The sequence below is a fragment of the Paenibacillus sp. MMO-177 genome, assembly GCF_037147795.1.
In the GTDB taxonomy this organism is placed as follows: Bacteria; Bacillota; Bacilli; order Paenibacillales; family Paenibacillaceae; genus Pristimantibacillus.
Map to the genome: position 1 here is coordinate 492,383 of NZ_JBBCUR010000001.1, position 14,047 is coordinate 506,429.

General features: G+C 50.1%; 13 protein-coding genes and 1 riboswitch. Of the genes, 3 read left to right on the top strand and 10 right to left on the bottom strand.

From position 1 onward, the window contains the following. Nucleotides 1-1,341: a TrkH family potassium uptake protein gene (locus tag WFK81_RS02100; RefSeq protein WP_336784802.1), complete on the bottom strand. Its 1,341-nt coding sequence runs from the start codon at nucleotides 1,339-1,341 to the stop codon at nucleotides 1-3. A 71-nt stretch (nucleotides 1,342-1,412) separates the two neighbouring features. Further along, a riboswitch (cyclic di-AMP (ydaO/yuaA leader) is annotated at nucleotides 1,413-1,574 on the bottom strand. A gap of 250 nt (nucleotides 1,575-1,824) precedes the next feature. Between WFK81_RS02100 and WFK81_RS02105 the strand changes: the two genes are divergently transcribed. Both WFK81_RS02105 and WFK81_RS02110 read left to right on the top strand, forming a co-directional pair. Further along, complete coding sequence (locus tag WFK81_RS02105) at nucleotides 1,825-3,417, top strand: CPBP family intramembrane glutamic endopeptidase (RefSeq protein WP_336784803.1); 1,593 nt, start codon at nucleotides 1,825-1,827, stop codon at nucleotides 3,415-3,417. Nucleotides 3,418-3,730: 313 nt separating this feature from the next. Continuing rightward, nucleotides 3,731-4,138: a hypothetical protein gene (locus tag WFK81_RS02110; RefSeq protein ID WP_336784804.1), complete on the top strand. Its 408-nt coding sequence runs from the start codon at nucleotides 3,731-3,733 to the stop codon at nucleotides 4,136-4,138. A 72-nt stretch (nucleotides 4,139-4,210) separates the two neighbouring features. Here WFK81_RS02110 and uvrC read toward each other — a convergent pair whose 3' ends face one another. Then, entirely contained in the window at nucleotides 4,211-6,091 is a 1,881-nt protein-coding gene (gene uvrC / locus WFK81_RS02115; RefSeq protein ID WP_336784805.1) for an excinuclease ABC subunit UvrC, read from the bottom strand. Nucleotides 6,092-6,521: 430 nt separating this feature from the next. Here uvrC and WFK81_RS02120 point away from each other — a divergent pair, with 430 nt between their 5' ends. Then, entirely contained in the window at nucleotides 6,522-6,668 is a 147-nt protein-coding gene (locus WFK81_RS02120) for a YqzM family protein (RefSeq protein WP_336784806.1), read from the top strand. A gap of 59 nt (nucleotides 6,669-6,727) precedes the next feature. Here the strand turns inward: WFK81_RS02120 and WFK81_RS02125 are convergent, their stop codons facing one another. From WFK81_RS02125 to WFK81_RS02160, 8 genes are all read right to left on the bottom strand, one after another. Continuing rightward, nucleotides 6,728-6,946: a YezD family protein gene (locus WFK81_RS02125; RefSeq protein ID WP_127493128.1), complete on the bottom strand. Its 219-nt coding sequence runs from the start codon at nucleotides 6,944-6,946 to the stop codon at nucleotides 6,728-6,730. Between the two features lie 56 nt (nucleotides 6,947-7,002). Further along, entirely contained in the window at nucleotides 7,003-7,884 is an 882-nt protein-coding gene (gene cysW, locus WFK81_RS02130) for a sulfate ABC transporter permease subunit CysW (RefSeq protein ID WP_336784807.1), read from the bottom strand. A 14-nt stretch (nucleotides 7,885-7,898) separates the two neighbouring features. Beyond that, nucleotides 7,899-8,741: a sulfate ABC transporter permease subunit CysT gene (gene cysT, locus WFK81_RS02135; RefSeq protein WP_336784808.1), complete on the bottom strand. Its 843-nt coding sequence runs from the start codon at nucleotides 8,739-8,741 to the stop codon at nucleotides 7,899-7,901. A gap of 32 nt (nucleotides 8,742-8,773) precedes the next feature. Further along, nucleotides 8,774-9,886, bottom strand: coding sequence for a sulfate ABC transporter substrate-binding protein (locus WFK81_RS02140; protein ID WP_336784809.1), 1,113 nt, complete (start codon nucleotides 9,884-9,886; stop codon nucleotides 8,774-8,776). 223 nt (nucleotides 9,887-10,109) lie between these two features. Next, complete coding sequence (locus WFK81_RS02145; protein WP_336784810.1) at nucleotides 10,110-11,099, bottom strand: ABC transporter ATP-binding protein; 990 nt, start codon at nucleotides 11,097-11,099, stop codon at nucleotides 10,110-10,112. Further along, entirely contained in the window at nucleotides 11,096-12,121 is a 1,026-nt protein-coding gene (locus WFK81_RS02150) for an ABC transporter ATP-binding protein (protein WP_336784811.1), read from the bottom strand. The genes WFK81_RS02145 and WFK81_RS02150 overlap by 4 nt, the downstream gene beginning before the upstream one ends. Continuing rightward, the gene (locus WFK81_RS02155; RefSeq protein WP_336784812.1) at nucleotides 12,088-13,059 is read right to left on the bottom strand and encodes an ABC transporter permease; all 972 of its coding nucleotides are present in this window, start codon (nucleotides 13,057-13,059) and stop codon (nucleotides 12,088-12,090) included. Before WFK81_RS02155 ends, WFK81_RS02150 begins: the two co-directional genes overlap by 34 nt. Further along, entirely contained in the window at nucleotides 13,056-14,027 is a 972-nt protein-coding gene (locus tag WFK81_RS02160; RefSeq protein ID WP_336784813.1) for an ABC transporter permease, read from the bottom strand. The genes WFK81_RS02155 and WFK81_RS02160 overlap by 4 nt, the downstream gene beginning before the upstream one ends. Between the last annotated feature and the right edge of the window lie 20 nt (nucleotides 14,028-14,047).

Genomic DNA, 14,047 nt, shown 5'->3' on the forward strand with positions numbered 1-14,047 from the left:
CTATCCAATCGTAATTTTGCCTTCCGGATACCGGTAAAGCTCTTTCTCTGTTTTTGGTCCTAGCGCATAAGCAAGCGTGAGCGGACCCAGCCTGCCGGCGAACATCGTTAATGCAATGACGATTTTTCCGAAAAACGTCAGCTCAGGCGTAATACCCGTCGTGAGGCCAACGGTGCCAAACGCCGACGTCGTCTCGAATAAAATTCGCAGAAACTGCTGGTCTTCCGTTGTGGACAGCAGCATTGTCACAAATATGACCAGCGTAAGCGACAGCATCGTAATCGTCAGCGCCTTGAAGATCCGATCCTTCCCAAGCCTGTAATGGAAAAGAACGATATCGTCCCGTCCGCGGATCATGGCGATAACCGCCCCGACCATCGTCGTAAACGTCGTTGTTTTGATCCCCCCGCCTGTAGAGCCGGGAGAAGCGCCGATAAACATCAGAATAACGGTAAAAAATACGGTCGCCTGCCGAAGCTGGGTATAATCGAGCGTATTGGCCCCGGCGGTTCTTGGCGTAACGGACTGGAAGAAGGAAGCCAGTATTTTCTCGCCCCAATTGAGGGATCCCAGCGTCTTACTGTTCGAAAACTCGAAAATAAAAATAACGATTGCGCCAACGGCAATGAGAATGCCGGTTGCCGATAGTACAACCTTGCTGTGCAGCGAGAGCCGTTTGTTTTTCCGGAACTCCAATAAATCCGCCATGACCACAAAGCCTAATCCGCCAAAAATAATAAGCAGCATCGACACGATATTAACAAGCGGATCGCCTACATACATCGTTAAGCTGCGGAAATTGCCGAAGATATCAAAGCCGGCATTGTTGAAGAAGGATATCGCATGAAAGAGCCCGTACCATACCGCGCGTCCAAACGGCATATCAAAAGCAAATCGAACAGCGAATAACACCGCGCCAACAAGCTCAATCGTCAAAGAGTAAAAGATAACCCTGCGGATTAATCGGACGATCCCCTCCATACTCGACTGATTCATCGCTTCCTGCAGAATCAGCCTTTCCTTAAGCGAAATCCTCTTGCGAAGCACAAGGGCAATGAGCGTACCCATCGTCATAAAGCCTAATCCGCCGATTTGAATTAATGAGAGAATGATGATTTTGCCAAAGGTAGAGAAGTATGTACCCGTATCGACAACAACAAGGCCGGTTACGCAGGTCGCCGAGGTTGCTGTAAACAGCGCGTCTATAAAGGGCAGGCGCGAACCGTCGCTGGAGGCGAAGGGCATTGACAGCAGCAAGGCTCCAAAAACGATAATCATGGCAAAGCCAAATACAAGTATCCTTGGAGGCGACCATCTCAAAATATTGAAATATTTAGGCATAATTCTCTCCTTTATTAGGGACCCATCCATATTTAGGCATAAAAAAAAGCACGGGAACTCCCATGCAAATGAGTCCTGTTCCACACAGCCTACGAGGTTAGCTGACGGATTCGGGCCTGGAAAGGCAGCCCTATTCAAGCGGAATGCTCGAAATTCACCCCATGCTGGCGGATTGCTCCGGACAGCGGTTTGGTTCCCCCGTTTTCAATAACGAAATTCGGCTGATACGATTCGATTAATATGACGTTTACGATTATACGCCTAAATGACGGATACGATCAAAATGAGCCTAAGCCATAATTAAGCGGAATTCGTTCAAAAACAGGCAATGCTACAAAGCAAATGGTCGCTTGCTGGCTGCAAGTCCTTATTTCACCGCTTTCCGTTCGCATCCTCTACTTTCGTGTTCATTGGATAATTCAGGTTAATAATGGTATTGTTACTGTAACAAAGCATCGTCCGAATTCGAAATGGAGGTTTTGTATGATCCCTTCCATCGCACCTCATGATTGGAAAAGGTTCCTGTGGGCTGCTGTTGCAGGCGCAATTATTTTCATCTTTACCCAGTTCGGCCCCGCAGCCGGGGACCAGCTATTCTCAAGCTCAACGCCTGAAGTCATCGCCAAAAGCAAAGCCGAGTCAACGGCAGAACGATTCGTTAAGGAGCAATTCGGCAAAAGCGCCGTATCTGCTCATACGATTTACCAGACAGACAGTTTGGCAAACGGTTATTTCTCCAAGGAAGATCTGCTGCGCGAGTTCGAAGACAAATATGATGCCAAGTTCCCGACCGATACGTTCCAGGTCAATCTCGATCTGGAGGACGGCACGAAGGCTTATGTTTATATCCACATGACAAACGGCAGTATTATAGGCTGGCATTGGCTTGGAGCGAAATCCGCAGGCAATGCCGAGCTGGTTCAAACATCCGCGAAAGCTTTTGCCGGGACAAAAGGATTCCGGCCGGAAGAATTGGACGGTTTGTACTTGAATGACGAAGGGGACGCTGTCCTTCATCCAACCGGTTATACGCTTGGCGACGCTTCGCTTGAGCTTGTTATAGGCGTCGGCCTTGTTAATGATAAAGCGGTAATTACCAGATACAAGCCAGCCTTCCAAACTCCGGCAGACTACGTGGCCTATGTGGAAGGCCAGAAGAAGACGGGCAGCGCGCTGTCTGTTGTCAGTCTGGTGTACATGTGCTTTATCTCCCTTGTCTTATCGCTTATTTACGCGATTCTGTACAGGAGACATACGACCTTTAAGCGCGGGATATTTATCAGCCTGGTGTTTATCGTATTCTACATATATAACAATCTGAACGTTCTCGATGGCATATTGGCAACCTTTGGCGAGCAGAGCCGGTCGGATGCCGAGATTAAAGCTACGGTTATCATTACGGTCGTGCTGCTGATTCCGGTTGGACTCGCCGTTTATTTCGCCCTTGTCGCCGGTGACGGGATGTGGCGCTCGCAAAAACGCCCGTTATGGCCCGGCTTCCGCGAACGCGGCTATGGCGAGCATGTATGGCGAAGCGTTGGCCTTTCCTATCTTTTTGCAGCTATTATCCTTGGCGCTCAAGCGATTATAATGGTCGCCATGAAGTTTCTTGCCGGCTCCTGGGCAACCAGCGATGCCACGCAATCGCCGTACAATACGGATATGCTGTGGCTTATGCCGATGATGGCCTGGTGCGCGGCGATCTCCGAAGAAGCGATATTCCGGTTGTTTGGCATTGCCCTGTTCAAGAAATGGTTCAAAAATACGTTTATCGCCACGCTTATTCCAACGATTATGTGGGCGCTTGGACATGTCGGCTACCCGATCTTCCCGTTCTATACGCGGATCGTGGAGCTTGTTATTCTCGGAACGGTATTCTGTCTTATTTTCCTCCGTTATGGATTTATTACAGCCGTGTTCACCCACGCTATTCTGGACAGCCTGATTATGGGCTTCGAGCTGGTGAGCGTTGGAGGAGGCGTCAATATTACCGCCGCCCTTATCTACGCCGTTCTGCCCGTTATCGTTGCGTGGATTATCAAAACCTGGCATAACCGGCGCCCTATAAGGGCCTGAACGAACTCTCCATTCAAAAGAGGAATGTATCCCCTGAGATACATTCCTCTTTTTGTATTAACGGCACTCCAAACAGCCCATTTGATAGAAACGGTCATTTTGTCCAAGAGGAATCCTGTGGACATTAATATAATTTATTAAACCAACAAAACATGATCGCATGTCTTCCACGCATAACGCGGAAAGGAAATGCTGGCTTTGCTTACGGCATCCATAGGCAAGGGACCATTTCGCTTTTATATCCACTCTCGTACAGGAGCAAATCTATCATTCTTCATATAATCTAGTACTACGTATAAGAGGAGTGATAGATTTGCCACACAAACACAAGAATAACGATAATGACAAGAAGCAAAAACAACACACCGATGCAGCTAACAAAAGCATTGGAAAAGGCGGCAAGCAAGGCCCTGGCGGCGGTAACCATACGGCTGGCAACCAAAATCCTGGCGACGGAAACCAAGGTCCGGGCAGCGGTAACCGTACGGCTGGCAACCAAAATCCTGGCGGCGGCAAACAAGGCCCTGGCGGCAACAACCGCACGGCTGGCAATCAAAATCCTGGCGGCGGCAAACAGCTCGCCGGACGTGGTCCCGGCGGCGACGGCGGACACGGCGCCGGTGCAACAACCGAAGCGGGAGCAGGCAACAAATCGGGCAAAAAGGGCAAGGACGAGGGTAAAGACAAGGGTAAAGATAAAAGCAAAGGCAAAGGTAAGTAATATAAAACAAAAGGAATGTAGCGAGTCCTCAAGAGGGCATCCTACATTCCTTTTGTTAGGTATGAGGTTATCTCATTCCTTTTCCTTTTCCTTTTCTTCTTCATTCAAAGCCGCTAAAATTAGCGCAGCCAGCTTCTCGCCAATCGATAAAGGCTTGAAGTCTTCGATGGAAGCTTCTCTGATCTTCTTGATGGAGCCAAAATGCTTGAGCAGCAGCTTGCGGCGTTTCTCTCCGATTCCCGGAATCGCATCCAGCTGGGAGGCGATCATCGATTTGCCGCGTTGTTCGCGGTGGAAGGAGATCGCAAACCGGTGGACTTCATCCTGAATCCGCTGCAGCAGATAAAATTCCTGGCTGTCGCGCGGCAGCGGCACGACTTCCGGCGGATCGCCGGTCATCAATTGGGCCGTCTTATGCTTCGCATCTTTGACAAGTCCGCATACCGGAATATACAGCCCCAGTTCATTTTGCAGGATATCAAGAGCTGCGGAGATTTGTCCCTTGCCACCGTCGACTACGATGAGGTCCGGAGGAGTCTGCTGTTCCTTCAGCATTCTTTCGTAACGGCGCCGCACAACCTCTCGCATCGTCTCATAATCATCCGCGCCAACTACGGTCTTCACCTTGTACTTGCGGTATTCCTTCCTGTCCGGCTTGCCATCCGTAAAGACAACCATCGCAGATACCGGATTTGTACCTTGTATATTCGAGTTATCAAACGCCTCGATACGCCGGACCTCCGGCAGTCCAAGCCATTCGGCGAGTCCCTCCGAAGCGCGGACGCTTCTCTCCTCATCCCGCTCGATCAGACGGAATTTATCGGCTAGCGCAATCTTGGCATTATCAATAGCCATAGATACGGCTTCGCTCTTCCGTCCACGCTGCGGCATCAGCACCTTCACCTTCAGCCAGTTATGCAGCATTGCTGCAAATTCATCCGCGGCCGTGGACGATTCCACGCTTTCTTCTGCCTCTTCGGCAGGGAGCGGCAGCAAAATCTGCTTCGGCAATGCCGGATTATCGCTGTAATATTGAGTAACAAACGTCATAAAGTCATCGTATTCGTCCCCATAATAAGGGAAGGTTGTGCCGCGCCGTTCAATCATTTTCCCCTGACGCATGTAAAGAATCTGTACGCACATCCAGCCCTTCTCTACCGCGTAACCAAAGATGTCGCGGTCGAGGGCATCATTCATCGTAATCTTCTGCTTCTCGATAACAGCGTCAATGCTGATGATCTGATCGCGATATTCCTTGGCACGCTCGAAATTCAGCTCCTCGGCCGCCGCTTCCATTTTACGCTGAATTTCGGCTTTAACGGCGTCATGACCGCCATTCAGAAACTTGGTAATTTCCTGAATCATCGCGTCGTACTGGCCCTGCTCCACTTCATACTCGCAAGGAGCGATACACTGGCCGATATGATAGTACAAGCATACTTTATCGGGCAGCGTCCCGCATTTGCGCAGCGGATAAAGCCGGTCCAGCAGCTTCTTGGTCTGCTGGGCCGCGAAGGCATTCGGATACGGTCCGAAATATTTGCCTTTGTCCTTAACGACACGGCGCGTAACCTCAAGACGAGGATGCTTTTCGTTCGTAATCTTAATATATGGAAACGTTTTGTCGTCCTTTAGAAGAACGTTGTATCTAGGATGATATTGCTTGATCAGATTGCATTCGAGAATGAGTGCTTCCATATTGCTCGAGGTAATAATATAGTCAAAGTCGCGGATTTCCGATACGAGCCGCTGCGTTTTCCCATTATGGCTTCCGTTAAAGTAAGAACGGACACGGTTTTTCAGCACCTTCGCTTTGCCTACATATATAATGGTGCCTTCCCCGTTCTTCATTAAGTAACAGCCGGGCTGATCTGGAAGCAGCGCTAATTTGTTGCGGATTAGCTCTTCGGCTTCTGCCCTGCTGACGGCTTTATTCTGTTGTTGCTGATCCATATTGTCCCTCCTGAAAAGAATTACCATACAAATGGCCGAACCTTGGCCAGGTTGTGGTGATTCTTACTTCGTAAGCATAAGCTAAGAATTACCATACAAATGGCCGGACCTTGGCAATTGGGGTAATTCTTACTTCGTAAGCATAAGCTCAGAATCACCATACAAATGGTCCAGCCTTGGCCAGGTTGTGGTGATTCTTACTTCGTAAGCATAAGCTAAGAATCACCATACAAACGGTCCAGCCTCGGCCAGGTTGGGGTAATTCTTACTTCGAAAACATCGGCTTATTGCTATTTTTCTATTCCTTTATTTTAGCATATCGAACGCATGTTTCGCCTTATAATTGTCAATGAATAGCTTTACAATTATTCGTAAAGTTGGGTATACTATTATAAGCTTGAATGGTCTTCAAGGGAGGCGTAATCCACTAATGGAAAATGTACGTGATCCGCGCGAGCATGTGAACGAAGAACCGCGCCACGACTTGATGGACGTTATGACAGGCTTTGGCGGAATGCTCGGCTTTATGACCGTCTTTTTCGCTGCAGCCGTCATCATTAAATTCATCATCTCGTAACCACAAACAAGAAAAGCTCCGTACCGGATATCCGGTACGGAGCTTTTTTCACTTTGCTATTATTGAGCAACGGCGCGAAGGTTATCACCGTTAGCAGCCTTTTGCTCCGGCTGCGCCTGCTTATGGGATGGCTGATCGTAACGTGTGCGTTCGGTACGGTCGATTTGAACTATGCGTCCATCATGTACGGTAATATTGACAGAACCATACTGCAGCCCATTAACTTGCTCAAGAATACGGTCCAACCACAATTGATCTACTTCCAACGGTTTCGCCATTATTAACCCCTCCATTATCAACCGATTTACTCGGCATTAGGTTCAAAAAAAATTTGTTACTCCGCTTTTTCACGTGCATTCTGATTCGTTTTCCATTCGAACAAAGCTTTCACCAGCAGCGTCAGAACAGCCAGCATAACGAGCAAGGAAGCTACGGCGAAGGAAGCCGAGAACTGGTATTCGTTATACAGGATTTCAATATGAAGAGGCAATGTATTCGTCTCTCCTCGGATATGGCCGGATACGACGGATACTGCGCCAAACTCCCCCATCGCGCGGGCGTTACAGAGAATAACGCCATACAGCAAACCCCATTTAATATTCGGAAGTGTGATGCGCCAGAAGATCTGCCAGCCTTTTGCACCAAGACTTGCCGCTGCTTCCTCTTCCTGCACGCCTTGCGCCTGCATGAGCGGAATTAACTCGCGGGCTACAAACGGAACGGTAACGAAGATCGTTGCCAACACGATACCCGGAAGTGCAAAAACGATCTGGATATCATGCTTGTCGAGCCATGGTCCAAGGAAGCCTTGTGCACCAAACATTAAAATATAAATCATTCCTGAAATGACAGGAGATACCGCAAACGGTAGATCGATTAACGTAATAAGAAGGTTCTTGCCTTTGAAACGGAACTTGCTGATCGCCCAGGCTGCCGCGATACCAAACACCGCGTTAAGCGGTACCGCAATCAAAGCAACCAGCAAAGTTAAACGTAAAGCCGACAAAGCATCCGGATCGGTAATTGCGGCCTTGTATACGTCAAAGCCCTTCTTGAAGGCTTCGACAAAGACGGATACAAGAGGCAAGGCAACGGCAACCCCGAGAAATAATATGGCGATACTAATTAATACCCATTTTACGCCGGTCGATTCGGTTATATGTTTCGGCCTTTTGGACGCTTCTTGAGACAAATGCGCGGTAACTGCTCCAGCCATTGCTAACCCTCCCCTTAATCCGCTATCGTACGGCGGTTAATCCGCCATTGCATGTAGTTAATTAGAAGCAGGAGCAGAAAGGAGACAATAAGCATCACCAGAGCAATCGCTGTCGCACCCTTATAATCGAATTGTTCCAGCTTCGTCACAATAAGGAGGGGAGCAATTTCCGTTTTCATCGGCATGTTGCCCGAGATGAACACAACTGAGCCGTATTCCCCAATCCCCCGGGCAAAGGCCAGCGCGAACCCGGTTAACAATGCTGGCATCAGCTCCGGCAAAATGACTTTCCAGAACGTACGCAGCCGGTAGGCCCCAAGCATAACCGCCGCTTCCTCTGTTTCTTTTTCGAAATCCTGCAGGACAGGCTGCACGGTTCGGACAACAAAAGGAATACCGATAAAAATCAGTGCAACGGTTATACCCAGCTGCGTGTAAGCAACCTTCAGCCCCAGCGGCTCGAGGAGAGAGCCCACCCAGCCGTTTGGCGCGTAAATTGCCGTCAGCGCAATACCCGCTACCGCCGTCGGAAGAGCGAACGGCAAATCGACGAGGCTGTCGATAATCTTTTTACCCGGGAACCGGTATCGGACAAGCACCCAGGCTACAAGCAGCCCGAATACAAGATTGGTTAGAGCGGCTAAAAAGGATGTCGTAAAGCTGATCCGGTAGGAGGCGATTACCCGAGGATTCGTAATGATCGCCCAAAATTCGTTCCAGCTCAGGCCGGTTGTTTTCACAAACACACCGGCGAGAGGGATAAGAACGATCAAGCTGAGGTAAGCGATGGTGAAGCCCATCGACAAGCCAAAGCCCGGCAGTACGTTTTTGGATTTCTTCCATTTGGAACCTTTCATGTGAAGTCAGCTCCGTTCATCTATGGTCACCATTATTTTGAGCCTGGCGCGTAAATCTTGTCGAAGATGCCGCCGTCATTAAAGTGTTTCTCTTGAGCGGTCTTCCAGCCGCCGAAGTCATCAATGGTCATCAGCTGGAGATCCTTGAACTGATCTTTGTATTTCGCAGCGATCGTTTCGTTGATTGGACGGTAGTAGTTTTGGGCTGCAATTTCTTGCCCCTCATCAGAGTACAGATATTGAAGGTAAGCTTCTGCGACTTCTCTTGTTCCACGGTCATCAACAACCTTATCAACAACAGCAACCGGAGGCTCTGCCTTGATGCTGAGCGAAGGGTATACGATATCGAATTTGTCCGGGCCAAGTTCTTTTACAGACAGATATGCTTCATTCTCCCAAGCAAGCAACACATCGCCGATGCCTTTTTCTACGAAGGTCGTAGTTGCGCCGCGTGCGCCGGAATCCAAAACTGGAACATGTTTATACAACTCTTTCACAAACTCTTGTGCTTTTGCTTCGTCGTTATTGTTTTGCTTCAAGGCATAACCCCAAGCCGCGAGGTAGTTCCAGCGTGCGCCGCCCGAAGTTTTCGGACTTGGTGTAATCACCTCAACGCCATCTTTGATCAGGTCGTTCCAGTCCTTAATGCCTTTTGGATTGCCTTTGCGCACAAGGAATACGATGGTGGACGTGTAAGGTGCGCTGTTATGTTCGAATTTTGTCTGCCAATCGGGTTTTATCAGGCCCGGTTCTACCAGTGCGTCAATGTCGTAACCAAGCGCCAGCGTTACAACGTCTGCTTTCAGACCATCGATAACGGCACGCGCTTGTTTGCCGGAGCCGCCATGGGATTGCTTGATCGTAACCTTCTGGCCTGTTTTGTCCAGCCAATATTTCGAAAATGCTTCATTATATTTAACGTAGAGCTCACGGGTTGGATCGTACGATACGTTCAGAAGTTCAACATCTTTCGGTTTTTCGGTTGGAGCTTCCGACGCAGTGCCCGCATTGGATGCTGCAGGAGTTTCTTTATTTCCACTGCCCGAGGAATTTGAATTGGAGTTGGAGTTATTGCCGCATGCTGCGAGCGCCAGCGTAAAAGTAAGAATAAGAACAAACGAACGGATAATTGCTAATCTCTTCATTGTCAACACACCCCTATTTTTATTGACAGACGAATAATGATTAGCATCCGGTGGTCCGGGTAGATAATATTATTCCTACCTGTTTAGTTGGTTATGGATGAATATTACCAGTCAGCCCAATCATCTGTCAATAGAAAATTGGAAATTATTTATTGACTATATAAGCTAAACTTATAAACGCAGACAGAACAAAAGCCGGGCAGCAGCCCGGCTTTTGTTTCAGTTATTGAATCGAACCGGCATCCAGCGGAAAATGGCAGGCGATTTGCCTTCCATCCTCCCGCTCCTTTAACAGCGGCTCTTCTACGCTGCATCTAGCTTGCGCGACCGGGCAGCGCGGGTGAAAACGGCAGCCCGACGGCGGATTGGCCGGTGACGGCACATCGCCTTGCAGCACGATTCTCTCCCGCTTCCGCGTCGGATCCGGTCTTGGAATGGCAGATAAGAGTGCTGCCGTATACGGATGGAGCGGTTTGGCGAACAGCTCTTCCGTTGGCGCGACCTCGACGATTTTTCCCAGATACATAACGCCTACCCGGTCGGAGATATGCCGCACGACATTAAGACCATGAGCAATGAAGAGAAAGGTTAATCCGAGCTCGCGCTGTAGCTTCATCAGCAGGTTAATGACCTGAGACTGCACCGATACGTCAAGGGCGGATACCGCTTCGTCCGCGACAATAAACTCGGGATTTAACGCGATCGCCCTTGCGATGCCGATCCGCTGCCGCTGACCGCCGGAGAATTCATTCGGATACCGGTTGCGGCGCGTAGCGTCAAGGCCAACAAGCTCCATCAGCTCGACGACGCGCCTATCGATTTCCGCCTCCGTCATCCGTTCGTGCAGCCTTAGCGGCTCGCCGATGATATCCTTCACCAGAAACCGCGGGTTCAGCGATCCGAACGGATCCTGGAAAATAATCTGCATCTGCTTGCGCAGCCGGCGCAGTTCCGATCCGGCCAGCTTCTGCACATCCGTCCCGTTGAAATTGACCTCGCCTTCCGTCGCCTTATGAAGATTAAGCACAACCCGGCCCAGCGTTGACTTGCCGCAGCCCGATTCGCCTACTAGCCCAAAAGTCTCCCCTTTGCGGATCGACAGCGTAACGTCATCCACCGCTTTGACTTGTCCAACCACACGGTTCAGGAGACCCGACCGAATCGGAAAATATTTTTTGACTCCGCGCAGCTCCAGTACGTATTCCGCGTTCATCGGCTCACCTCGGGTTTCGATTCATTTTTCCAAGCTGCCGCTCCGCCTTCTTCCCTATACATCCAGCAAGAAGCGTAATGATCCTCCGTTACGGCTACAGCCGGAGGAGCCTTCTCCCGGCAAATATCTTTCGCGTACGGACAGCGCGGATGGAAGCGGCAGCCCTCCGGAAGCTGGCTTAGCCCCGGAATATTGCCTTTGATCGTATACAATTCTTCACCGCGCGAGCCCTCAAGGCCCGGCACCGATTTCAGAAGGCCTTCCGTATAAGGATGGCTTGGGCGTGCGAATATTTCGTTCGCGCTGCCCTCCTCCACGATAATGCCGGCGTACATAACCGCTATGCGGTCTGCCATCTCGGCGGCAACGCCCATGTCGTGCGTAATAAGCAGAATCGACATGCCGAGCTCTTTCTGCAGGCTGCGGAGCAGGTCGAGAATTTGCGCCTGAACGGTAACATCCAGCGCCGTTGTTGGTTCGTCGGCAATAAGCAGGCTGGGATCGCAAGCTAACGCAATCGCGATAACAACCCTCTGGCACATTCCGCCGGACAGCTCATGCGGATATTGCTTGGCCCGGATTTCGGGAGCCGGGATGCCAACCAACCGCAGCATATCAACCGCCATTTTGCGAGCTTCCTTCTTGCCTTTCTTCCGGTGAAGCATGATGCTTTCGGCAATTTGGTCCCCTACGGTATAGACCGGATTAAGAGAAGACATCGGATCCTGGAAGATCATCGCGATTTTGTTGCCGCGGATCCGGATCATTTCATCCTGGCTCCGTTTCGCCAGATCCTCGCCCTGGAATTTGATGCTGCCTTCTAGAATCGCACCGCCGTTATAATCAATCAGCCGCATGACGGCCAGTGAAGTGACGCTTTTGCCGCTGCCCGACTCTCCAACTAGACAAACGGTCTTCCCTTTGTCAATGGAGATCGACAGATGCTCCGTTGCCTTAACCGTACCGCCCACCGTCAGGAATCCAGCCGTTAGATTTTCGATTTCAAGAAACTTTTCCGCCATCTGTCGATCCTCCTCTCGGACATTTTTTGCCGCGGGTTCAGGGAGTCCTGAATGCCGTCGCCGATAAAGTTCACGGCAAGCACAACTACCAGAATGCAGACACCCGGATACACGGCCTGCAGCGGATCAACAAGCATAAATTCCTGGGCGTTGCTAAGCATCAGCCCCCAGCTTGTTTGCGGCGCTTTAATGCCTAATCCCAGATAGGATAATGCCGATTCGCTTAAGATCGCCGCCCCCACCATTAAAGTCGCGTTTACGATAATCGGGAAGCTCGAGTTGCGAAGCAGATGCCGGAAAATAATGCCGAAGTTCGAGACGCCTATCGCTTTGGCCGCCTCTACATACTGCATTTCGCGGAGCTGCAGGAACGTCCCCCGGACGAGGCGGGCTACGCTCATCCAGCTCGTTAGGATAAGTACGATAATCATGTAATGGAATTCGGTACCGAAGATGGCCAGAACCAGAATATTAAGGAACAATAACGGAATCGAATTCATCACATCTACAAGCCGCATAAAGCAAGTATCGATAAATCCGCCGAAATACCCGGATATCGCTCCGATAAAGGTTCCGATAAACACGGATCCGATGGCCACCGAAAATCCGACCAATAAGGATACCCGGGCGCTATAGAGCAATCTTGCGAATATATCCCTGCCCAGCTCATCGGTTCCGAGCAAATGGCCATCCGTACCGGCTTTCAGGTTAACGAACATCATATCGATTTTTGCGGGGTCGTATTTGGTTATCAGCGGAGCAGCCAATGCCACGATTATAAAAAATAGCAGGACAACAAGGCCGCTCATCGCATACGGATTCCGCCGGAATTTGGACCATGCCACACGCCAAGGACCCGGAGGGCGCTTAAGCGGCTTAGGTGCCTTCACTTCAGCTGGCGAAATAACGGCAGAGGTTTGTACATTCGCTTCACTCATGCCGATCTGCCCCCTCTCCTGCCCAGCTGTACGCGCGGGTCAACGACGGCATACAACAAATCGGCCAGCAAATTGCCAACAATTACGATAACCGCTATTAAAAGCGTGATGGCCATCAGAACGGAGTATTCGCGCGCAATCGCCATCTGTACAAATAAACGGCCCATCCCCGGCCAGTTGAATACGTTCTCGGTTAAAGCAGCGCCGGCAACAAGCAGCGGAAGGTCCAGCGCAACAATGGTGATGACCGGAATTAAAGCATTGCGGAGAGCATGCTTGTAGACGACCTTGCCTTCCCGCACCCCTTTTGCCCGTGCCGTGCGGATATAGTCCTGATCAAGCACCTCCAGCATGCTGGCGCGAGAGTACTTTACATACCCAGCCAAGAAGCTGAGGGTAAGTACCGTTACCGGCAGGATAAGATGGATCATCAGGTTACCAATCTGGCCTTCTTTGTCCATGGAATACATGTCGGCTAACGGGAGCCAATCCAGTTTTATAGCGAAGATCTGCTGCAAAATGATCCCGAACCAGAAGGTCGGCATCGCAAATCCGATATACGAAATAAAGGAAGCCGTCTGATCGGAGAGACTATATACCTTCGTACTGTTATAGATCCCCCAAGGAATAGCAATGACAAGCGTAAGCACCCAAGCGACGCTCATTAGAATAAACGTGTTTTTGACGGTTGGCCAAATGACATCACTGATCGGCACATGGTTCTTAAACGTGTAACCCAAATCACCCTGCAGCAAATTGCCTAGCCAATGTATATATTGCATAGGAAGCGGCTGGTCCAGCCCCATATTATGTGCTTGTACCTTCATGGCCTCCGGCGATAAGCCGGGCGCCAGCATGATTTGAAACGGTCCTCCCGGAGCGGCATGGATAAGCCCGAATGTCACGAGCGTAATCAGGAATAGCACCAAGACGGACTGAAGTGTTCGGCGAATAATAAACTCGGTCATTTGCCCATCCTCCTAAAAGA

Bases quoted from the DNA above. Each gene is read 5' to 3' on its own strand.
- WFK81_RS02100 (WP_336784802.1), bottom strand. From the start codon at position 1,341: ATGCCTAAATATTTCAATATTTTGAGATGGTCGCCTCCAAGGATACTT.
- WFK81_RS02105 (WP_336784803.1), top strand. From the start codon at position 1,825: ATGATCCCTTCCATCGCACCTCATGATTGGAAAAGGTTCCTGTGGGCT.
- uvrC (WP_336784805.1), bottom strand. From the start codon at position 6,091: ATGGATCAGCAACAACAGAATAAAGCCGTCAGCAGGGCAGAAGCCGAA.
- WFK81_RS02120 (WP_336784806.1), top strand. From the start codon at position 6,522: ATGGAAAATGTACGTGATCCGCGCGAGCATGTGAACGAAGAACCGCGC.
- WFK81_RS02125 (WP_127493128.1), bottom strand. From the start codon at position 6,946: ATGGCGAAACCGTTGGAAGTAGATCAATTGTGGTTGGACCGTATTCTT.
- cysW (WP_336784807.1), bottom strand. From the start codon at position 7,884: ATGGCTGGAGCAGTTACCGCGCATTTGTCTCAAGAAGCGTCCAAAAGG.
- cysT (WP_336784808.1), bottom strand. From the start codon at position 8,741: ATGAAAGGTTCCAAATGGAAGAAATCCAAAAACGTACTGCCGGGCTTT.
- WFK81_RS02140 (WP_336784809.1), bottom strand. From the start codon at position 9,886: ATGAAGAGATTAGCAATTATCCGTTCGTTTGTTCTTATTCTTACTTTT.
- WFK81_RS02145 (WP_336784810.1), bottom strand. From the start codon at position 11,099: ATGAACGCGGAATACGTACTGGAGCTGCGCGGAGTCAAAAAATATTTT.
- WFK81_RS02150 (WP_336784811.1), bottom strand. From the start codon at position 12,121: ATGGCGGAAAAGTTTCTTGAAATCGAAAATCTAACGGCTGGATTCCTG.
- WFK81_RS02155 (WP_336784812.1), bottom strand. From the start codon at position 13,059: ATGAGTGAAGCGAATGTACAAACCTCTGCCGTTATTTCGCCAGCTGAA.
- WFK81_RS02160 (WP_336784813.1), bottom strand. From the start codon at position 14,027: ATGACCGAGTTTATTATTCGCCGAACACTTCAGTCCGTCTTGGTGCTA.